Annotated in this window: 22 protein-coding genes and 1 other RNA gene; 13 read left to right on the top strand and 10 right to left on the bottom strand. The window is 67.1% G+C overall.

The window, feature by feature from the left end:
• Positions 1-10 precede the first annotated feature (10 nt).
• The 6 genes from KV697_RS05050 to KV697_RS05025 are packed head-to-tail and all read left to right on the top strand — an operon-like array spanning position 11 to position 7,796.
• Positions 11-1,321, top strand: coding sequence for an ExeA family protein (locus KV697_RS05050; RefSeq protein ID WP_219021252.1), 1,311 nt, complete (start codon positions 11-13; stop codon positions 1,319-1,321).
• 43 nt (positions 1,322-1,364) lie between these two features.
• Entirely contained in the window at positions 1,365-2,192 is an 828-nt protein-coding gene (locus tag KV697_RS05045; protein WP_219020355.1) for an XrtA system polysaccharide deacetylase, read from the top strand.
• Complete coding sequence (locus tag KV697_RS05040) at positions 2,189-3,226, top strand: FemAB family XrtA/PEP-CTERM system-associated protein (protein WP_219020354.1); 1,038 nt, start codon at positions 2,189-2,191, stop codon at positions 3,224-3,226. The genes KV697_RS05045 and KV697_RS05040 overlap by 4 nt, the downstream gene beginning before the upstream one ends.
• Entirely contained in the window at positions 3,223-4,383 is a 1,161-nt protein-coding gene (locus tag KV697_RS05035) for a TIGR03087 family PEP-CTERM/XrtA system glycosyltransferase (RefSeq protein ID WP_219020353.1), read from the top strand. The genes KV697_RS05040 and KV697_RS05035 overlap by 4 nt, the downstream gene beginning before the upstream one ends.
• An 11-nt stretch (positions 4,384-4,394) precedes the next feature.
• On the top strand, positions 4,395-5,903 hold the full coding sequence (xrtA, locus tag KV697_RS05030) for an exosortase A (protein WP_219020352.1): 1,509 nt from the start codon (positions 4,395-4,397) through the stop codon (positions 5,901-5,903).
• Between the two features lie 6 nt (positions 5,904-5,909).
• Positions 5,910-7,796 (top strand): XrtA/PEP-CTERM system amidotransferase, encoded by a 1,887-nt coding sequence (locus tag KV697_RS05025; RefSeq protein ID WP_219020351.1) that lies wholly within the window; start codon positions 5,910-5,912, stop codon positions 7,794-7,796.
• Between the two features lie 135 nt (positions 7,797-7,931).
• Here KV697_RS05025 and KV697_RS05020 read toward each other — a convergent pair whose 3' ends face one another.
• Both KV697_RS05020 and KV697_RS05015 read right to left on the bottom strand, forming a co-directional pair.
• Positions 7,932-8,096, bottom strand: a complete 165-nt coding sequence (locus KV697_RS05020; RefSeq protein ID WP_219020350.1) for a hypothetical protein — start codon at positions 8,094-8,096, stop codon at positions 7,932-7,934.
• Positions 8,096-9,004 (bottom strand): threonine ammonia-lyase, encoded by a 909-nt coding sequence (locus KV697_RS05015; RefSeq protein ID WP_257575832.1) that lies wholly within the window; start codon positions 9,002-9,004, stop codon positions 8,096-8,098. The genes KV697_RS05020 and KV697_RS05015 overlap by 1 nt, the downstream gene beginning before the upstream one ends.
• Positions 9,005-9,199: 195 nt before the next feature.
• Between KV697_RS05015 and KV697_RS05010 the strand changes: the two genes are divergently transcribed.
• The 6 genes from KV697_RS05010 to KV697_RS04985 all read left to right on the top strand — a co-directional run bounded on the left by KV697_RS05010 (position 9,200) and on the right by KV697_RS04985 (position 14,326).
• Positions 9,200-10,435, top strand: coding sequence for a type III PLP-dependent enzyme (locus tag KV697_RS05010; RefSeq protein ID WP_219020348.1), 1,236 nt, complete (start codon positions 9,200-9,202; stop codon positions 10,433-10,435).
• 186 nt (positions 10,436-10,621) lie between these two features.
• Complete coding sequence (locus KV697_RS05005; protein WP_219020347.1) at positions 10,622-11,671, top strand: 1,9-bis(guanidino)-5-aza-nonane synthase; 1,050 nt, start codon at positions 10,622-10,624, stop codon at positions 11,669-11,671.
• Positions 11,671-11,817, top strand: coding sequence for a hypothetical protein (locus KV697_RS05000; RefSeq protein WP_219020346.1), 147 nt, complete (start codon positions 11,671-11,673; stop codon positions 11,815-11,817). The genes KV697_RS05005 and KV697_RS05000 overlap by 1 nt, the downstream gene beginning before the upstream one ends.
• Positions 11,818-11,946: 129 nt before the next feature.
• Complete coding sequence (locus KV697_RS04995; protein WP_219020345.1) at positions 11,947-12,924, top strand: alpha/beta hydrolase; 978 nt, start codon at positions 11,947-11,949, stop codon at positions 12,922-12,924.
• A 59-nt stretch (positions 12,925-12,983) separates the two neighbouring features.
• A complete protein-coding gene (gene mtgA / locus KV697_RS04990) occupies positions 12,984-13,658 on the top strand; it encodes a monofunctional biosynthetic peptidoglycan transglycosylase (protein ID WP_219020344.1) in 675 nt (224 codons plus the stop codon).
• A 263-nt stretch (positions 13,659-13,921) separates the two neighbouring features.
• Positions 13,922-14,326 carry a hypothetical protein gene (locus tag KV697_RS04985; protein ID WP_219020343.1) on the top strand — a complete coding sequence of 135 codons (405 nt, stop codon included), beginning with the start codon at positions 13,922-13,924 and terminating at the stop codon, positions 14,324-14,326.
• A gap of 8 nt (positions 14,327-14,334) precedes the next feature.
• On the opposite strand, the gene KV697_RS04980 is transcribed toward KV697_RS04985, so the two are convergent.
• The 8 genes from KV697_RS04980 to KV697_RS04945 all read right to left on the bottom strand — a co-directional run bounded on the left by KV697_RS04980 (position 14,335) and on the right by KV697_RS04945 (position 19,783).
• Positions 14,335-14,589 (bottom strand): hypothetical protein, encoded by a 255-nt coding sequence (locus KV697_RS04980; RefSeq protein ID WP_219020342.1) that lies wholly within the window; start codon positions 14,587-14,589, stop codon positions 14,335-14,337.
• A gap of 74 nt (positions 14,590-14,663) precedes the next feature.
• Positions 14,664-14,987, bottom strand: a complete 324-nt coding sequence (locus KV697_RS04975) for a YbaB/EbfC family nucleoid-associated protein (protein ID WP_042483574.1) — start codon at positions 14,985-14,987, stop codon at positions 14,664-14,666.
• Position 14,988: 1 nt separating this feature from the next.
• A complete protein-coding gene (locus KV697_RS04970) occupies positions 14,989-16,680 on the bottom strand; it encodes a DNA polymerase III subunit gamma/tau (protein WP_219020341.1) in 1,692 nt (563 codons plus the stop codon).
• Positions 16,681-16,801: 121 nt separating this feature from the next.
• Positions 16,802-16,899, bottom strand: an RNA gene (ffs, locus tag KV697_RS04965) — signal recognition particle sRNA small type.
• 72 nt (positions 16,900-16,971) lie between these two features.
• The gene (locus tag KV697_RS04960) at positions 16,972-17,280 is read right to left on the bottom strand and encodes a hypothetical protein (RefSeq protein ID WP_219020340.1); all 309 of its coding nucleotides are present in this window, start codon (positions 17,278-17,280) and stop codon (positions 16,972-16,974) included.
• A gap of 96 nt (positions 17,281-17,376) precedes the next feature.
• Entirely contained in the window at positions 17,377-17,682 is a 306-nt protein-coding gene (locus KV697_RS04955) for a 2Fe-2S iron-sulfur cluster-binding protein (protein ID WP_219020339.1), read from the bottom strand.
• A complete protein-coding gene (locus tag KV697_RS04950; RefSeq protein WP_219021251.1) occupies positions 17,679-18,740 on the bottom strand; it encodes a cysteine desulfurase family protein in 1,062 nt (353 codons plus the stop codon). The genes KV697_RS04955 and KV697_RS04950 overlap by 4 nt, the downstream gene beginning before the upstream one ends.
• On the bottom strand, positions 18,737-19,783 hold the full coding sequence (locus tag KV697_RS04945; RefSeq protein ID WP_219020338.1) for a cysteine desulfurase family protein: 1,047 nt from the start codon (positions 19,781-19,783) through the stop codon (positions 18,737-18,739). The genes KV697_RS04950 and KV697_RS04945 overlap by 4 nt, the downstream gene beginning before the upstream one ends.
• Before the next feature lie 122 nt (positions 19,784-19,905).
• Between KV697_RS04945 and KV697_RS04940 the strand changes: the two genes are divergently transcribed.
• Positions 19,906-20,562 (top strand): alpha/beta hydrolase, encoded by a 657-nt coding sequence (locus tag KV697_RS04940; protein WP_042483786.1) that lies wholly within the window; start codon positions 19,906-19,908, stop codon positions 20,560-20,562.
• The last annotated feature ends 84 nt before the right edge of the window (positions 20,563-20,646 follow it).

Below are 20,646 nucleotides of genomic sequence, written 5' to 3'. Positions count from 1 at the left end.
AGGCACGATGATGTACGAGACCCATTTCGGTCTGGGCGAACGCCCGTTTCAACTGACGCCGGACCCGCGTTTCTGGTTCCAGACGGCGACCCATGGCAAGGCGATGGCCTATCTCGGCTATGGGCTGGCGCAGGGTGAGGGCTTTATCGTCATCACCGGCGATGTCGGTGCGGGCAAGACCACGCTGGTCGGCCATCTGGTCGAGACGCTAGACACCAAGCGGCTGCGCGTCCTTCATATCGTGTCCACGGCGGTCGAGCCGCAGGATCTGCTGCGGGTTCTGGCCGGTCAACTGGGCGTCGATGCGCAGGGGCTGACCAAGGCCGCGCTGCTGGCCGCGATCGAACGCGCGCTGAACGGCGTGGCGCGTGAGGGGCGTCGTATCCTGCTGATCGTCGACGAGGCGCAGGCGCTGCCGCTCGCCTCGCTCGAAGAATTGCGCATGTTGTCCAACTTTCAGGCGGGTGGCCATGCGCTGCTCCAGATTCTGCTGGTCGGGCAGCCCGAGTTCCGCGAGCGCCTGCTGGGCTCGGCCGCCGTCGAGCAGCTGCGCCAGCGCGTCATCGCCATCCATCACCTCGACCCGATGGAACCGGAGGAAGTCCCCGACTACATCGCGCATCGCCTGGCGGTCGCGGGCTGGACGGGACGCCCCGATTTCGCCGCCGATGCCTTCGACGCGCTGTACGACGCGTCGGGCGGTGTGCCGCGCCGGTTGAACGTGCTGGCGGGCCGCGTCCTGCTGCAGGCCGCGATCGAGGGTGTCGAGCTGATCGGCCGCCAGACGGTCGAGAGCGTCGCCGCCGATATGGCCGCCGATATGGGCGCGGGTCGCGAGCCGCCGATGCCCATCGCGGCGGAGCCTGAACCCGTCGCGCCGATCTTCAACACCTCCGCCCGGATGGGCGATCCGCTGTTTTCGGCGGGCACGCTGCGCAGCGGACTGGGGCTGAACGGCCATGCCGCCGATCCGATCACCCGCGTCATGCCCGAACGCCAGGAGGCTCCGCGCAGCACGCACCGCGTCGTCGCTCCGCCGCCCGCGCCCGAGCCGGTGTCGCTGCGGCCGATGCCCGAGCCTGCCGCGCCGCCATCGCCCGTTGCGGAGGAAAAGCCCGCGCCTGCCGCCGAAGCATCGCCGGTCGCCGCGCTAGAAACCCGTGTCGCGCAACTCGAAGCACGGCTGGAGCAGCAGGAAGCCGCGCTGCGCCGTGTCCTGACCCTGCTGGTCGACTGGTCCGAGATCGACAATCGCGGCGGCGAGGCGCGCCGCGATGCCGGTGCCACGATCCGACCGGGAGCCTGGGGCCATGCCGCCTGAGTCTGGGGCAAAGTCCCCGGCAAAATCCTTGCCGCTCAACGGCATGTCGGTCGATGTCGAGGAATGGTTTCAGGTCGGCGCGTTCGAGCGGACGATCGACAAGGGCGACTGGGACCGGCTGGACAGCCGGGTCGAGGCCAATACCGATGCCGTCCTGTCGCTGTTCGCCGAGACGGGAACCCGCGCGACCTTCTTCACGCTCGGCTGGGTAGCGCATCGCCATCCGGGTCTGATCCGCCGGATCGTCGATGCGGGGCATGAGATGGCGAGCCATGGCTGGGACCATCAGCGCGTCTTCACCATGACCGCCGACCAGTTCCGCGCCGATCTGGCCCGCGCCCAGGCAGCGATTGAGGATGCGGGCGGGCAGGCCGTGACCGGATATCGCGCGCCGAGCTTCTCGATCGATACGCGCACCCCCTGGGCACATCCGGTGCTGGCGGAGGCGGGTTATCGCTATTCCTCCAGCGTCGCGCCGCTGCGCCACGACCATTATGGCTGGGCGGAGTCGCCACGTTACGCGTGGCGGCCGCTGACGGACTCCGGTCTGGTCGAGCTGCCGGTGACGGTGGCGCAGTGGGGCAGCCGGCGGCTGGCGACCGGCGGCGGCTTTTTTCGGATGCTGCCCGCCAAGCTGACCGATATCGCGGTAGGGCAGGTCAATCGCGACCGCCACGGTGCAATCTTCTATTTCCACCCCTGGGAGGTCGATCCCGACCAGCCGCGCGTCACCCACGCGCCGCTCCGCTCGCGTGTGCGGCATTACAGCCGATTGGGCGCGATGGCGGGCAAGCTGCGCGGGCTGCTCGGCCGTCATGATTGGGGCCGGGTCGATCAGGTCGCGGCCGAGGAAGCGGCGCGGCTGGCATGACCGCGCTTCCGCCGACGATCCGCATCGCCGATCTGGCGAGCGAGGCCGAGTGCGCGCGGATCGATGCTTTTGTCGGCGCACAGGCGGAGGGGACGCCCTTTCACCTGACCGGCTGGCTGAAGGCGGGGGCGAATGGCTGCGGCCAGACGGCGCATTATCTGGTGGCCGAAGGGGCTGACGGTGCGATTGTCGGCGTTTTGCCGCTTAGCGAAATCCGCTCGCCTCTCTTCGGTGCGGCGATGGTGTCTACCGGCTTCGGCGTCGATGGCGGCGTGCTGGGCGAGGGGGGCGATGCGCTGGCGGAAGCGGCGTGGGGCCTGGCGGGCGAGAAGGGCATCCATTCGGTCGAACTGCGCGGTGGTCCGGTGCCCGACGGCTGGACGGCGGATGTGGAGAGCTATCTGGGTTTCGTCCGCCCTATCGCGGTGGATGACGAGACCGAGATGAAGGCCATTCCCCGCAAGCAGCGCGCCGAACTTCGCAAGGCGCTGGCGCAGGATCTGAAGGTGGTCACCGGCCGTGATTCCCGAATGCTGGCCGAGCATTACCGCGTCTATGCCGAGTCGGTCCGCAATCTCGGCACACCGGTCTTTCCGGCCAAGCTGTTCCGCGAGGCGGTGGCGCGGCTCGATGCCGATGTGCTGACCGTGCGCCATGAAGGGCGGGCGGTGGCGAGCGTGCTCAACCTCTATCACGGCGGCACCGTCTATCCCTATTGGGGTGGGGGCACGCAGGCTGCGCGGGGGCTGCGCGCCAATGACCTGATGTATTTCGCGCTGATGCGCCATGCCCGCCAGCGCGGCTGCCACCGCTTCGATTTCGGCCGGTCGAAGGTCGGGACGGGGGCGGCGGCGTTCAAGAAGAATTGGGGGTTCGAGGGGCAACCGCTGGTCTATGCCAGCCGCAGCGTCCATGGCCCGCGCGCGATCAACCCGCTCAACCCCAAATATGCGCTGATGATCGCGGTGTGGAAGCGCCTGCCGGTCCGTGTCGCGCGGATCGTCGGCCCGCCGATCGCGCGGGGCCTGGGTTGAGAGACCTGCTGTTCCTTGCGCACCGTGCGCCCTTTCCACCCGATCGCGGCGACAAGATCCGCAGCTATCATGTGCTGCGCCATCTGGCACGCGACTGGCGCGTCCATCTCTGCGCCTTTGCCGAGCAGGCGGGAGAAGAGGAGCTGCCGCCAGAGCTGAAAGCCGAGCTCGCCAGCGATCACATCCTGCGCCGGACCAAGCCGATGCCGGTGGCGGCGATGCAGGCGCTGGCGACGGGCAAGCCTATCTCGCTGACCGCCTTCGCCCATCCCGGCATGGCGCGCGCGGTCGCGGACGTGCGAGCACGGCACCCCATCGCCGCGACCTATATCTTCTCCGGCCAGATGGCGCAGTATCGCGGGGCCGAGCCGACGATCATGGACATGGTCGATGTCGACTCCGCCAAATTCGCCAGCCTGTCGCAGACCGCCGGGCCGGGAATGCGGTCGGTCCTGAAGCGCGAGGCCCGTCTGCTCGGCCGCTATGAACGCGAGGTGGCGCAGTCCGTCACCGCGACCCTGTTCGTCAGCGAGGCGGAGGCAGCCCTGTTCCGCTCCGGTGGCGGGCAGGGGAATGTGCTCGCAATCGAGAACGGCATCGACGCCGCCCGCTATGATCCCGCCACGGTCGAATCCGGTCCCCATGAAGCTCCGCTGATCGTCTTCACCGGCCAGATGGACTACCGCCCCAATATCGACGCGGTGACGCGCTTTGCCGAGCATATCCTGCCGCTGGTCCGCAAGGCCTGCCCGGCGGCGCGTTTCGCCATTGTCGGCCGCGCGCCGGCTCCGGCGGTGCGGCGGCTGGTGAGCGACGCGGTGATCGTGACCGGCGAAGTGCCTGACACCCGCCTCTGGCTGGCCCGTGCCGCCGTCTGTGTCGCCCCGCTCGATCTGGCGCGGGGTATCCAGAACAAGCTGCTGGAGGCGATGGCGATGGCGCGGCCGATCGTGGCGTCGATTGCCGCGGCGGAAGGGATCGACCATGGCGGTACCATCGCGGTCGCAGGCGACGACCGTGACTTCGCCGATCGGGTCATCGCCGCGCTGAACGGCCCGGCGGACAATCCGGCGGCGCGAGCGCGGGTGCTGGAACGCTATGACTGGACGGCGCGGCTGGCGCCGCTCGATCGATTGCTGGGGGACATCGCATCGTGAGCGCAGGGGATATGACGCGCGTCGGCGCAGGCGCGAAGCCGGGACGCTGGACCTATCACCTCGCGTTGCTGGCCGGGGCGGCGCTGCTCCTTCTGCTACTGTTCCGCACCGATGTCGCGCATCTGGTCGATATCTGGTGGACTAGCACCACCTATGGGCATTGCCTGTTCATCGGGCCGGTCGTCGGCTGGCTGATCTGGCAACGGCGGGCGGAACTGACGCAGTTGACCCCGACCGCCTGGTGGCCGGGACTGGTCGTCGTGGGCGGCGGGGGGCTGCTCTGGCTGCTCGGCGAGTCCGCGACGGTCGCGCTGATCCGCCAGATGGGGCTGATCGCGATGCTGGAGGGCGCGGTCCTGACGCTGCTCGGCCCGATGGTCGCGCGGGGCATATTGTTCCCGCTCGCCTATGCCTGGTTCCTGGTGCCGTTCGGCGCCGAGCTGGAAAAGCCGCTGCAACAGATCACCGTGTCGATCGTCATGCCGCTGCTCGACTGGAGCGGCATCCCCGCCTCCGCAGACGGCGTGCTGATCCATGCAGGGCGCTATTGGTTCGAGGTGGCGGAGGCCTGTTCGGGGTCGAAATTCGTCCTCGCCATGGTCGCCTTCGCAGCGCTGGTCGCCAATCTATGTTTCCGCTCACCCTGGCGGCGGGCGATCTTCATGATCGTCTCGCTGATCGTGCCGGTGCTCGCCAATGGCGTACGCGCCTGGGGGACGATCTTCGCCGCCGACAAGACCTCGATCGAGGTGGCGGGCGGGGTCGATCACATCATCTTCGGCTGGGTGTTCTTCGCCATCGTCATGGCGGCGGTGTTGGCGATCGGGTGGCAATTCTTCGACCGTTCGCCGGACGATCTCGCTTTCGATCCGGCACGGCTCTCGGCCATGCCGCGCCGTCGGATCGATCCGTTGCTCGCCGCGCTGCTCGCGGTCGCGATCGCGGCCGTCTTCCCCAGCTGGAGCGCCTTTGCCGGATCGCGCGCGGCGGAGCTGCCCGCCGGCACGACCTTGCCCGACGTGCCCGGCTGGACCCCGGCGCAGCAGATGACGGCGTGGAGCCCCAATTATCCGGGCGCCGATGCGGTGCTCTTGCGCAGCTATCGCGACGGGCAGGGGCATCAGGTCGATCTGGCGGTCGGCATCTTTTCCCGTCAGCGGGAGGGCGGCAAGCTGGGCGCGTTCGGGACCGGCGTGCTGCACGAGGACGACCGCTGGATTCGGGTCGCCGATCTGGGCCGGGTCGCGGGCGGCGACGCCATGCGGCTGACGACGACGGGGCCGAGCGGCCAGCCGGTCGAGCGCGACGTTGCGACATGGTACCGGATCGGCGATACGCTGACCCCGGATATGCGTCGCGTGAAACTGGAAACGATGAAGGCCCGGCTACTGGGGCAGCGTCAGACGGCGGTGGCGGTGCATGTGTCGAGCGAGGGCGACGACCCTCACGCGATCGAGGCGTTCGTCCGCGCGTTGGGGCCGATCGACGCCTTTGCCGACCGTCTGACGGGGCAGCGCTGAACCCCCATGTGCGGCATCGCCGGTCTTTTCCATCCCGCTACGCCCAAGCCGGTCGATCCTGCCCGACTGCGCGCGATGATCGGCGCGCAGGCGCATCGCGGGCCGGACGGGCAGGGGATCTGGACCGCGCCCGGCGTCGGCTTCGCCCATGCCCGGTTGTCGATCATCGACGTGGCGGGCTCGCCCCAGCCGATGGTCGATGGCGAGGTCGCGGTCTGCTTCAACGGCGAAATCTATAATTACCGCGAGCTGCGCGAGGAATTGCGCGCCAGGGGCGCGGTTTTCCACACCGATGGCGATACCGAGGTGCTGCTGCACGGCTGGCGGCACTGGGGGCCGTCGATGCTCGACCGGCTGGTCGGCATGTTCGCCTTTGCCGTGCACGACGCAAAGGCGGGAGCGCTGTTCCTCGCGCGCGACCGGCTGGGGGTGAAGCCGCTCCACTGGGCCGAACTGCCCGATGGCGCGGTCGCCTTCGCCTCGGAGATGAAGGGAGTGCTGGCGCATCCGCTGTTCCGCCGTCGTCCCGATATCCGCGCGGTCGAGGATTATCTGGCCTTCGGCTATGTGCCCGACGATGCCAGCATGGTGGCAGGCGTTCACAAGCTGCCCGCCGGGCATTTCCTGCTGATCGAGCGGGGCCGCGCCATTCCCCGGCCGCGCCAATGGTGGGATGTCGACTTCTCCAACCGGGAAAGCGGCTCGGCCGCGCAGCTGGGCGAAGGGCTGCTTGCCCGGATGCGCGAGGGCGTCGTCAGCCGCATGGTCGCCGATGTGCCGCTGGGCGCCTTCCTGTCGGGCGGCGTCGACAGCTCGGGTGTGGTCGCGCTGATGGCGGAAGCGTCCCCGCGCGCCGTGCGGACCTGCACCATCGGCTTCGACGAGGCGGGCCTGGACGAGCGCAGCCATGCCCGCATCATCGCCCAGCGTTTTGCGACCGACCATGCCGAGCGGGTCGTCCAGCCGGATGATTTCGCGCTGATCGACAGGCTGGTCGCGCAGTTCGACGAGCCCTTTGCCGATGCCTCGGCACTGGCCACCTATCGGCTGTGCGAGATGGCGCGCGAGCATGTCACGGTCGCGCTGGCGGGGGACGGCGCGGATGAAATCCTGATGGGTTATCGCCGCCACATCTTCCACGCGGGCGAGGAGCGGGTGCGCGGCCTGTTCCCGGCGGAGTTTCGCCGCAGCGTGTTCGGGACGCTGGGCCGGCTCTATCCCAAGGCCGACTGGGCGCCGCGCCCCTTGCGCGCCAAGACGACATTGCAGGCGCTGGGGATGGACGGCGCGGAGGCCTATGCCCGTGCGGTCGGCGTGACGGGGCCGGAGGCGCGCGGGCGGCTGTTCTCGGCCGAGGCTAAGGCGGCGCTGGGCGGGCACCGAGCGGAGGATCGCTATATCGCCGCGATGCGCGATGCGCCCGCCCGCGACGCGATGGACCGGGTGCAATATGCGGATATGAAGATCTGGCTGCCCGGAGATATCCTGACTAAGACCGATCGCATGTCGATGGCCGTTGGTCTGGAAGCGCGCGAGCCGCTGCTCGATCACCGGCTGGTCGAATATGCCGCGCGCCTGCCCGTCTCGATGCGGTTGCGGGGCGGCCAGGGCAAATGGCTGATGAAGAAGGCGCTCGAGCCTTATCTGCCGCGCGACATCTTGTATCGCCTCAAAATGGGGTTCGTCACGCCGATCAGCGCTTGGTTCCGGGGGGCGCTGGCGGATGAGGCGGGGCGGCTGGAGAAGTCGGGGCTGCTCCGAGAAACCGGCTGGTTCGACCTGACGGAATTGGGGCGGCTGGCCGCCGATCACCGCGCCGGTCGCGCCGAACATGGCCGGACCCTGTGGCAGATGCTGATGCTGGAGCGGAGTCTGGCACGGCTGTTCGCCTAAATCCTCCCCGGTACGGGGAGGGGGACCATGCGAAGCATGGTGGAGGGGGGATCGCCACAAGGGGCGTCCGATGAGGAAGTCCCCCCTCCGTCAGGTCTTCGGCCTGCCACCTCCCCGTACCGGGGGGGGGGATCGTCAGATCGTCGAGATAAGGACATTCCCGACCAACACCACCGCCATCACCAGCATCAGCGCGCCTTTACGGCGATCCCCGCGCCGGATCGTGACGGCACCGCCCGCGACACAGGCAAAGGCGGCCAGCATCGCCAGCCCCGGCGCGGCGTTCGCGATCCCCTGCATCAGCCCGCCAGCACCCGTGCATAGGCCGCGCGATCAACATTGCCGCCCGACAGCAGGATCAGCATGCCCTCCGCCGCCGCGACCTTGCCCGCCAGCAGCGCCGCCAGCGCCACCGCGCCGCCGGGTTCGACCACCAGACGCAGCCGCTCCGCCGCGAAACGTTGTGCCGCGGCCACTTCGGCCTCGCTGACCGCAACGCCCTCCGCCCCGCGCCGCGCCAGCACGTCGAAGGTCAGCGGCGATACCCGCGTCGTCTGGAGCGAGTCGCACGCGGTCGGCGGCGGATTGTCGCCCACCGGCTCGATCCACCCCGCCTCCAGCGAGCGACGCATATCGTCCCAGCCCACCGGCTCGACCACCGTGATCCGCGCTTCGGGCAGGGCCAGCGTCAGCCCCGCCGCCAGCCCGCCGCCGCCACAGGGCGACACGACATGCGTGGGCGCGGGCAGGCCCAGCGCGGCCATCTGCGCCGCCGCCTCGATGCCTGCGGAACCCTGTCCCTCGATCACCCAGGGGTCATCGAAACTGGGCACCAGCGTCGCGCCCCGTGCCTCGGCCAGGCGACGGGCGATCAACTCGCGGCTTTCGGTCGCGCGGTCGTAATCGACGATCTCCGCGCCTAGCGCCAAGGTGCCTTCGCGCTTCGATGGTGGCGCGTCGGCAGGCATCACGATCGTCGCCGCGATTCCCAATCGCCGCGCGGCCCAGGCGATTCCCTGGGCATGGTTGCCGGACGAGAAAGCGACCACGCCGCGTCCTCGCGAATCCGCGTCCAAAGCGGTTAATCGGTGCCATGCGCCGCGCAGTTTGAACGCGCCCACGGGTTGCAGATTTTCCGCCTTGAAAACCACAGTCTTCCCATTGATTTTCAAAGGGAATATTGGGGATGGCGGCAGGATGCGGGCGATCTTTTCGGCGGCGTCGCGGACCCCTGCTTTTGTCGGCTGTCTTAAGATTGTCACTTTTTATCTCCGACGGGCTTTCTACCGCTTTACATTCGAAAACGCCGACCCTATTTCGCGCCTCCGCTGCCCCATGGGACTTCCAACCGCAAGGCAGCTTTTTGTCACCGTATGCCGTCAGGCAATTGGAGGTCCCTTGAGTTGCACCAGAATCATCGCGCGCTGGGGCTAGCTGCCCACTCGACCGCCGTCCCCTCCAATCTGGAGCGCGGCATCGACATCGCCAAGCGTCGTCCGGCTGATCCGGTCACGCTGCTTCGCCCGCATGCCGCTGCGCGCGCCGCCCGATTCTTCGTCGAGAAGTTTCCGGGTCGGCCGATGTATGCGGTGAAGGCGAATCCGTCTGCGGATCTGATCCAGATCCTGTGGGACAATGGCATCACCCATTTCGACACCGCCTCGATCGCGGAAGTTCGTATGGTGAAGTCGGTCGCCCCGCAGGCCGTCTGCTGCTTCATGCATCCGGTGAAGTCGGAAGAGGCGATTGCCGAGGCCTATTTCACGCACGGCGTCCGCACCTATTCGCTCGACAGCATGGAAGAGCTGGAGAAGATCGTCCGCGCCACGAACGGCGCGACCGACCTGACCCTGTGCGTCCGCATCCGCGTGTCGTCCGAATACGCCAAGCTGAGCTTGGGGTCGAAGTTCGGCGTCAGCGTGGAAGAGTCGAAGGACCTGCTGATCGCGACCCGCCAGGTCGCCGACGCGCTGGGCATCTGCTTCCATGTCGGCAGCCAGACCATGACCCCCGACGCCTATTCGGCGGCGATGGAGCGTGTGCGGGCGGTGATCGTCGGCGCGGCGGTGACCGTTGATGTGATCGATGTCGGCGGCGGTTTCCCCTCGGCCTATCCGGGCATGACCCCGCCGCCGCTGGAGTGTTTCTTCGAGACGATCCACCGCGCGTTCGAGAGCCTGCCGGTGTCCTACTCGGCCGAGCTCTGGGCCGAGCCGGGCCGGGCGCTGTGTGCGGAATATTCGTCCGTCGTGGTGCGCGTCGAGCGTCGTCGCGGCAACGAGCTGTACATCAACGACGGCGCGTACGGCGCGCTGTTCGATGCGGCGCATATCGGTTGGAAGTATCCGGTCCAGCTGCTGCGTGAGCCGGCTTCCGACGCGCGCGACATGGACTTCAGCTTCTGGGGCCCGACCTGTGACGATCTCGACTTCATGCAGGGTCCGTTCCCGCTGCCCGCGGACACGAACACCGGCGATTATTTCGAGATCGGTATGCTCGGCGCCTACGGCCAGGCGATGCGGACGCAGTTCAACGGCTTCACCTGCCACGAATTCGTCGTCACAGACGATGAACCGATGTTCTCGGTCTATCGCGACGAGATCGAGCCTGCGCTGCCCGCCAACGTCGTCAAGCTGTAACCCAGCCCGACTAGCAATCTTCATAACCCTCCCGCTCCGGCGGGAGGGGAATGGGGTGGCATTGCGGTTTCGACCGCGATAAGGCCCTTTCCCATACCCGTTCCAGCGCTTGGCCGCAGGACCGGGCCAGCCGGGTTACCGCGTCCCCAATAACGACGACGGCTTCTCGATGATGATGGAACCATCATGACCGACACGATCAACGACACCCGCAAGGCCGAGCTGCTCTCCAGCGTGGTCGAGCATATCGACATCACCTCGTTCGACGCCCGTCCTATCATCGATTCGATGGGCAAGATGAGCTTCACCAGCCGCGACCTGGCGCGCGCGACCGGCATCTACAACCAGATGCTGGCCGACAAGGACTGCTCGATCTTCCTCGTCATCGCCGGTTCGACCTCGGCGGGCGGCTGCATGGACCTGTATGCCGAGCTGCTGCGCTCGAACATGATCGACGGCATCGTCGCGACCGGCGCGTCGATCGTCGACATGGATTTCTTCGAGGGCCTGGGCCACAAGCATTATCAGGCGCTGGAAATCCCGGACGATAACACGCTGCGTTCGCTGTATATCGACCGCATCTACGACACCTATATCGACGAAGAGCAGCTGCAGGACTGCGACCACACGATCGGCAAGATCGCCGACTCGTTGGAGCCCAAGCCCTATTCGAGCCGCGCCTTCATCCGCGAGATGGGCAAGTATCTGGTCGAGCATGGCAAGAAGGAAAACAGCCTCGTCAAGCTCGCCTATGAGCATGACGTGCCGATCTTCTGCCCGGCGTTCGTTGATTCGTCGGCCGGTTTCGGTCTGGTGAAGCATCAGGTCGAGCGCGCCAAGGAAGGCAAGCCCTACATGGTGCTCGACGCCATCGCTGATTTCCGCGAACTGACCGACATCAAGATCAAGGCAGGCACCACCGGCCTGCTGATGATCGGCGGCGGCGTTCCGAAGAATTTCATTCAGGACACGGTTGTCTGCGCGGAAATCCTGGGCCATGACGACGTCGAAATGCACAAGTACGCGGTGCAGATCACGGTGGCCGATGTTCGTGACGGCGCCTGCTCGTCCTCGACGCTCAAGGAAGCGGCGAGCTGGGGCAAGGTCGACACCGCGCTCGAACAGATGGTGTTCGCGGAAGCAGGCTCGGTGATGCCGCTGCTCGCGTCGGACGCCTATCATCGCGGTCACTGGCGTGAGCGCGTGAAGCGTCGTTGGGGAGCGATTTTCGACTAATGCTGGATTTTCTCGAACGCGAACAGCTGGCCTATGTGATCATCGGCGTGGTTCTGATTGCCGGGTTGGCTTTCGCGATCCCGTATAGCCGTCGCCGCAAGCGCGAGAAGCTGCGGCGACGCGGGATCAAGAAATACGGTCATTGAGACGAGGGGCGGGACTGAGAGGTTTCCGCCCCTTTTCCTTGTGCGGCCTTTTCACTTGATCGGCGCGCGCCGCATCGGCACCCTTGTTCCGGAATAGCGCTATCAGGTGCTGAGGATGAGGGGATGCCAATGATCGACCGACGCTCTCTGATCGGGGCCATGGCCACCGTTCCGTTGGCTGGCCGCGCGGCGGCGCAGGCCGCTTCCGCCGCGACGATGACGCCCTGGCCGCCCGCCGAACATTTTTCGCTCTGGCCCGGCCGTCCGCCCGGCGCGCGCGCGATCCTGCCCAAGCCCAATCCGTCGATGAACGGCCCCGCCGGTCGGCAGGAATTGTGGCTGCGCGGCACCGCCGATCCGATCGTTGCGGTCTTCCGCCCCGAACGCCCCGATGGCCGCGCCGTGCTGACCATTCCGGGCGGCGGCTATGGCTTCGTGTCGATCCAGAACGAGGGGATCGACGTTGCCAAGACGCTGAACCCGCATGGCATCACCGTTTTCGCGCTGTCCTATCGCCTCCCGTCCGAGGGTTGGGACAATCAGGCGAATGTGCCGCTACAGGATGCGCAGCGCGCGATGCGGCTGATCCGCACCAATGCGGCGCGCTATGGCATCGACCCGACCAAGCTCGGCATCGTCGGCTTTTCGGCGGGCGGACATCTCGCCGCGTCGTTGACCGTGGGTTATGACGACAAGGTCTATAACGCCGTCGATGCCGCCGATCGCCAGTCAGCCAAACCGCGCTTTTCGGGCCTCGTCTATCCGGTGGCGAGCCTGTCGACGCCGAACACCCATCCGGGATCGCGCGATAATCTGCTTGGCCCCAATCCCGATCCGGCGACCAAGGCGCGCTACGACACGCCGCGCCGGATCAATGCGAGCACGCCGCCGCTTTTCCTCGTTCACGCGGTCGATGACGGTCTGGTCCCGCTCGACCAGTCGATCGACGTGCTGACCCAGGCACGGGCGGCCAAGGTGCCGATCGAGGCGCATTTCTTCGAGAAGGGCGGGCACGGCTTCGGCGCGATGAGTGCCCCGGAAGGCGCGCCGGCCCGCCTCTGGCCCGACCTGTTCGACCGCTGGATCGCGCAGACCCTGCAACCCTGAACCGGCGCGGGGTGCGGAGCGAGTGACGCGTGCGCCAAACCCCGCTAAGGACCGCGCCCATGTTCCGCATCGCTCGCTGGGCCCTGAAGGCCGTGCTCGCCTTTGTGATCCTCAGTGTCGTCTGGGTCGGCATCTATCGCTTCGTGCCGCCGCCGATCACCTTCACCATGTTGGGGGACGTGATCGGCGGCCATGGCGTGACCAAGGACTGGATGCCACTGTCCGAGATGGACCCGAACATGGCGCGCGCCGCGATCGCGGGTGAGGATGCGCGTTTCTGTTCGCATAACGGCTTCGACTTCAAGGCGATGGCGAGCGCGGCCTATCGCAACGCCAAGGGCGGCCGCATCCGCGGCGGCTCGACGATCAGCCAGCAGACCGCGAAGAACGCCTTCCTGTTCCAGAATGGGGGGTACGTCCGCAAGGCGTTCGAGGCGTGGTTCACCTTCCTGATCGAGACGCTGTGGGGCAAGCGGCGGATCATGGAGGTGTATCTCAACATCGCAGAGACGGGCATCGGGACGTACGGCGCCAATGCCGGGGCGATGCGCTATTTCGGGCATGACGCCTCGCATCTCTCACCGACCGAGGCCGCACGGATCGCCGCCGTCCTGCCGCTGCCGAAAAAGCGTGCGGCGGTGGCGCCGACCGGATTCGTGCGCAAGCATGGCAATGTGATCGCGCGCTATGTGGGTGTGGTTCGGCGGCAGGGGCTGGATAGCTGTATTTCATGAGGGTGGGAGTCTCGGTGAGACACCTTTCCCTCCCCCATCCCCTCCCGCTTGCGGGAGGGGCGTGCACGGGGCCGCCCGCCCATCCCACAACGTCTTTGATAGTTTGTGTCGCCTGATAGGAACACGCCCCTCCCGCAGGCGGGAGGGGATGGGGGAGGGCAGCCGCCACGCACGATGCCCTTCGAAAAGATTGCCTCTCAAAAGCCACGATCCCGCAACACCCTTCAATCATGGGAGGCGAGAACCCGGGGATGAGTGCAGCCATGGTCCTGATCATGATGGTGCAAGCCGCGCCACCGGACTTGTCGCTACCGCGCATCACCCCACGAGCAGACTGTTCGATGAGCCGGGACGAGGTGGTCGTATGCGGACGTCGTGGTGCGTCCGATCGTTATCGCATACCGCCATCGGTCCGCCGCATGGACAAGGAAGCAGGTGGCGCAGGCAATGGCTTGAGCGGCACCCAAGTCCTCGGAGGGGCTGGGCCTTGCGGCATATTTGCCGGTCAGAGGCGCTGTTCGTATAGCGAGGCGCGTGAGGCTGGTTATGGCGGCGGTCGTGATCCGCTGACTTTGGGGACAAAAATCCTCAAGCGCTTGGTCGATCCGGATGCCGAGATCGATCCGCTGTCCCATTCACCGGCCGAGCCAAAGCAGCCCGGCCGGTAGGGATAATATTACTTGGCGTCGCCGGAAATAGCATCACCGGCCTTCTTGGCCGTGTCGCCGACGCTCTTGGCGGCCGAGGTCACGGCGGCGTCGCGGCGGTTTTCCGCGCCGCCCCGGCTGAACAGATAGAAGCCGCCGACCAGCACCGCGATCAGCAGGACGATGGCGATCGCCATGCCACCGCCGCCGCCGCTGCGGCGCTCGATCACCGTGGTATGCGGCTGTTGCGTGCCATAGGTTTCGGTAACGCGTTCGTCGGCCATGACATTCCCTCCTATTTCGATGGAGGAAGCAACGCCAAGGCCGACATACCGTTCCCGAAACGAACGAGACCGGATCAGAAGGGCAGCTTGAAGCCCGGCGGCAGCGGCAGGCCGCTGGTCATCTTGGACATTTCGCTGCCCGAGGCGGCATCGGCCTTGGTCCGCGCATCGTTGATCGCGGCGGCGAGCAGGTCTTCCAGCATGCCCTTTTCCGACGGCTGCATCAGCGAGTCGTCGATGGCGATGCCGATGATCCGGCCTTTCGCGGACGCCTTCACCTTGACCAGACCGCCGCCGGAGACGCCCTCGACCTCGATATTGTCGAGATTGGCCTGCGCCTTTTCCAGCTCGTTCTGGACGTTCTGGGCCATTGCCAGGATTTCGTCGAGATTCTTCACATCATGCTCCGTTCACACTGCGTTTGCCGGGCCATTCCATCAATTCGGCCTCGGGGAAAGCCTCTCGCGCGGCGCGGACCATGTCCGATTCCCACGCGGCGGTCTTGATTGCTTCCTCGGCGGCGACCTGCTGCTCGTGCAGGGTCGGCGCGCCGGGGACATCCTCCAGCGTAACGCGCCAGTTCTGGCCCGTCGCCGTCTTCAGCGCTGCGATCAGTTCGCTCAGCGTATCGGCCGCGATCGGACGCGATCCGCTGAACACCATCTCCGGCGGGGCATAACGCACGAGACGCGCACCGTGGCGCATCCGCGCCGCAAGCGCGAGCTGCCCCATATCGTCCAGCCGGTCGATCATCGCGACGAAGCTGTCGGGTAGCTTGGGTGGTTCCGGCTCGACGGGCGGAGGGGGCGGGGCGATGGCGACCGGGGCCGCTGCGGGGGCCGCCTGATGCGTCACCGCCGGGGCGCCGGGTGCCGACACGCTGCCGTCGCGGATCTGCCGCGCCAACTCGCCCGGATCGGGCAGGCTAGAGGCATGGATCGCGCGGAGCAGCGCCATTTCGGCCGCCTCGATGGGCAAGGCGGCGCGGGCGACTTCGTCATGGCCCTTCAGGAACAGCTGCCACAGCCGGTGCAGCGCCGGGAAACTAAGCGAACCCGCCCATTCCTCGCGCGCGGCGCGCTCCTCCAGCGGCTGGGCGGCATCGGGCGGCGTGCCGACCTTGGTCAGGGTGATGCCGTGCACCGTCTCCAGCAGCGAGCGGAGCACTGATTGCGGATCGACACCATAATCATATTGCCGCCGCAGCGACGTCAGTGCGCCCGCACCGTCGCCGTTGAGCACCAGTCCCAGCAGGTCACGCACCGCGCCGCGATCCGACAGGCCGAGCATCTCGCGCACCGCCGCCGCCGTGACGCCGCTGCCCTCCAGATCGGCATGGGCGATCGCCTGGTCCAGGATCGACAGGCCGTCGCGCGCCGAGCCTTCCGCCGCGCGGGCGACCAGCATCAGCGCCTCGTCCTCGGCGGTGACGTTCTCCAGCTTGCATATCTTCGCAAAATGGTCGGCCAGCTTGTCCGCCGTGATCCGCCGCAGGTCGAAACGCTGGCAGCGGGACAGGACGGTGATCGGGACCTTGTTCACTTCCGTAGTGGCGAACAGGAACTTCACATGGGCAGGCGGTTCCTCCAGCGTCTTCAACAGCGCGTTGAAGGCGTTCTTGGAAAGCATGTGCACTTCGTCGACGATATAGATTTTGAAACGCGCCGAAACGGCGGCATAGCGCGACGCTTCGATGATCTCGCGCACGTCGTCGACGCCGGTATGGCTGGCGGCGTCCATCTCGATCACGTCGATATGGCGGCCCTCCGCGATGGCGCGGCACGGCTCGCACTGGCCGCAAGGGCTGATCGTCGGGCCGCCATTACCGTCCGGGCCGACACAGTTCAGCGCCTTGGCGATCAGCCGCGCGGTCGAGGTCTTGCCGACCCCGCGCACGCCGGTCATCAGAAAGGCATGGGCCAGCCGGTCGCGCTTGATCGCGTTGCCCAGCGTCTGGACCATCGCATCCTGCCCGATCAGCGCCTCGAAGGTCTGCGGCCGGTATTTGCGCGCAAGGACGCGATAGGCTTCGGCCTTGGAGGGCGCCTGCGTGGGCTGGGGCGGTTCGCCCAGGTCGAACGAATCAGCCATGACGGGTCTGGATGGTCGGGGTGTCGGAAAGCATCGCTGACCAACATAGGCGCTCGGGCGCGCGGCGTCACCCACGGATACGCCGACGGCGTATCAAGCCAAAGGCGACCAAAAATGTGCGGAGGGTGGGAGCCGGAACGACCCGCAGCGAAATCGTTACGGCTGCTTCCGTCAGGACCTGACCGGGTTGGCGACGACTACGTCCGCCCGACTCCCGCCGCGCATATGGCGAAACGGGGCCGGGGGATCAAGTCCTTATCCTACCGGCCCCATCCGTGACGAACTTTTGGCTCAACGATAGGTGTTGAAGCATTGGCGCTGCGGCCCGTTCCAAGTGCGCACCCAGCGGCAGGTCACGCGCGGACGGTTATAGGCATAGCGCGGACCGCGCCAGCCGGGGCCGCGATCCCAACGGGGGCCACCGCGGCGATGCCAGCCGGGACCACGATCCCAGCCCGGACCACGATGATGCCAGCCCGGCCCGCGATCCCAACCCGGACCCCGGCCCCAGCGGTCGTGCGGGGCGGCATCGGCAGGGGTGGCGGCGGCGACGCCGGACACCGCGATCAGACCGGCGCCCAAGACAGCAAGAAGTTTCATAACGCTTACTCCCGATAATCCCGCCTGACGGCGAGCATGGGAGAAGAATGGCGAATCGCCGATGATCGATCCCTGAACCCCTTTGTTATCAAAGGTTCATGGAAGGCGGACGACCATATCGGCCAGCCGCTCGGTCATCACGATCTGGCAGGCGAGGCGGCTGGAGCGGGTGGCGTCGGGGACTAGGTCGAGCATGTCCTCCTCCTCTGCCGAGGGCGTGGGAAGATGGCCGAGATAGTTCGGATCGATCAGGACATGGCAGGTCGCACAGGCCATCTGGCCGCCGCAGGTGCCCTCCAGCGGTTGCCCGGCCCGCTGCCCGACGCGGAGCAGCGTTTCACCGGGTTGGGCTTCGGCGCTGGTCTTCTTTCCGTCGGGTGTCTGAAAGGTCAGCGCGATCATAGGCCCTGCGCCCTGGCTGCTGCGTTGATCCGGTCGATCGCTTCGACCAGCTCGACCTCGCTGGTGTAACGGCCAAAGCCGATGCGGATCGAGGATTTGGCTTCACGGTCGCTCAGCCCCAGTGCGGTGAGCACATGGCTGGGTCGCCCCGATCCGCTGGCGCAGGCGCTCCCGGCCGAAAAGGCAATGTCGCGACAATCGGACATCAGCCGCGCGACGTCCAGTCCGTCGCGGCGGACATTGAGGTTGCCGTGATAGCGCTGCTCCACCGATCCGTTGATCGTCCATCCGCTGCCCAGCCGTTCGACCGCCAACGACCAGAGCCGTTCGACGTGCGCGGAATCCTCCTCGGCCCGCATTGCCATCAGCCGCGCCGCTGCACCGAACCCGGCGCAGAGCGCGGGGCTGAGCGTACCCGAACGCCCGCCCTCCTGATCCCCGCCATGCAGCAGCGGGGGCAGGGTGATGCCGTCGCGTATCCAGAGCGCGCCGATCCCCTTGGGGCCGTGGATCTTGTGCGCGGAGATTGCGACCAGATCGACCGACGCGGGAATGGCGATCCGGCCGTAACCCTGCACCGCATCGCACAGCATGAGCGCGCCTGCATGGTGGGCGTGTTCGGCCAGAGCGGCGACCGGCTGGATGGTGCCGACCTCATTGTTGAGCAGCATCGCGGCGACCAGTCTGGTGTCCGTCGGGATCGGGGCAGGCGTCACCAATCCCTCACTAACGACCGGCAATATGGTCAGGGGTCGCCCCGTTGCGGCGGTGGTGTCGAGCACGGCGGCGTGTTCGATCGCGGTCGTGACGATCCCGCCGCTGACGCCCTTGATCGCCCAGTTCAGCGCCTCGGTCGCGCCGCTGGTGAAGACCACCCGGCCGCCAGCGGGGAGCAAGGCCGCGACCTGATCGCGCGCGACCTCGACGGCGGCGCGCGCCTGTCGCCCGGCGCGGTGGGGGGAATGGGGGTTGGCATGGCCCTGCTCCAGCCAGGGGAGCATCGCTTTCAAAGCCTCGGGCGCGAGCGGGGTCGTCGCCTGATAGTCGAGATAGATCATGCGACCCGCCGCCCCCGCGCGATCGCCCGCCAAGCGGTGACGAAGCGGTCGACATCCTCGCGCGTCGTCGTCCGGCCGAAACTGACCCGCACCACCTCGCGGCCCGCCTCCAAGTCCCAGCCGAGCGCGGCGAGCACATGGCTGGGCTTCAGGCTACCGCTGGCGCAGGCGCTGCCCGCCGACACCGAAATCTGCGCGAGGTCGAACTGGATCAGCTGCGCGGCGGAGGGCTTGCCGGGCATGTGGTAGCTGGCGATGGCCGGGTGGCGGCGGCTTTCGTCCGCCACCACCGTCCCGCCCGAGCGGCGGATCGCATCGTCCAGATGCGCGCGAAGCTCTTCGTGGTCCGGTTCCGGTTCCGCCAGCGCGGCGGCATAGGCGAGCACGCCCGGCATATTCTCGGTGCCGGGGCGATAGCCGCGCTCCTGCCCGCCGGTCGGCTCCAGCAGTGCGAGATCGCGGACCAGCAGCGCACCGATCCCCGGCGGCCCGCCGCGCTTATGCGCCGACAGGGCGACCAGATCGGCATGCTCGATCACCTCCGGATCGGCGCCAGCGGGCATCTGCGCCGCGTCGACCAGCATGATATGTCCGGCGGCATGAATGGCCTCGGCCATTTGCGCGATGGGCTGGCGGACGCCCGTTTCGCTGTTCGCCCATTGCACCGTCACGATCGCGCGGTCGCCGCTCAGGTCGGGAAGGCGCAACACGCCGTCCGGCCCGACCGGCATCACGATGGCGTCGGGTGCCGCGCGCAGCACCGCGTCATGGTCGATGGCCCCGACCAAGCATCGTTCGGTCATGGCGCGGGTCAGTGCGATCGCCAGCGATTCGCTGGCCCCACTGGTGAACAGGATCTCGTGGCTCCAGCCGAGCGACCGGGCGACGGCGGCGCGGGCATCCTCCAGCGCGCGCCTGGCGGCGCGTCCCTCGGCATGCGGGGAAGAGGGGTTGGCCCAGATCGCGCAACCCTGGGTCAGCGCCGCGCGTGCCGCCTGGGTCATCGGGGTCGTGGCGGCGTGGTCCAGATAGAGGCGTTGCATAAGCGGGGGCAGGGTTTGTTCCGTCGCTGAAATGATCGAACAATTGCGAAAATGGCGTGTCGGCCTATATAGCGCAACGTTCCCGGCGCTCCACCAGCGCGCATCCAGATCGGCGAGTTTTGATGCCTGAAGTCATTTTTCCTGGCCCCGAAGGCCGCCTCGAAGGCCGTTTCGCTCCCGCTCCGCGTCCGCGCGCGCCCGTCGCCATGATCCTGCACCCGCACCCGAATGCGGGCGGCACGATGAACAACCGCATCGTGCAGGAACTCTACAAGACCTTTCAGCGGCGCGGCTTCGCCACGCTGCGCTTCAACTTCCGCGGCGTGGGCAAGAGCCAGGGCGTGTTCGACAACGGCATCGGCGAACTGTCCGACGCCGCCTCGGCGCTCGACTGGGTGCAGAGCTTCCACCCCGAAGCCTCGACCACCTGGATCGCGGGCGTCAGCTTCGGCGCGTGGATCGGGATGCAGCTGCTGATGCGCCGCCCCGAAATTCGCGGCTTCATCTCGGTCGCGCCGCCCGCCAACATGTACGACTTCACCTTCCTGGCGCCGTGCCCCTCCTCGGGCATCATCATCCAGGGTGAGGCCGACGAGGTCGCGACCCCGGCGGCGACCCAGAAGCTGGTCGACAAGCTGCGCACCCAGAAGCACATCACCATCCATCACGATACGATCCCGAAGGCCAACCACTTCTTCGAGCATGAAATGCCCGAGCTGATGGGGTCGGTGGACCGGTATCTGGATATGCGCCTGGACCCGAACTCGCCGATCCGGTGAGTTTGACGGAATACGGAATGGAAAAGGGCCTCGGCGAAAGCCGGGGCCTTTTTCATATCTCTATCGCATAGCCGATGGCATGAT

The sequence above is a fragment of the Sphingomonas sanguinis genome (assembly GCF_019297835.1).
GTDB lineage: Bacteria > Pseudomonadota > Alphaproteobacteria > Sphingomonadales > Sphingomonadaceae > Sphingomonas > Sphingomonas sanguinis_D.
This window is presented reverse-complemented; position numbering and strand designations above follow the sequence as displayed.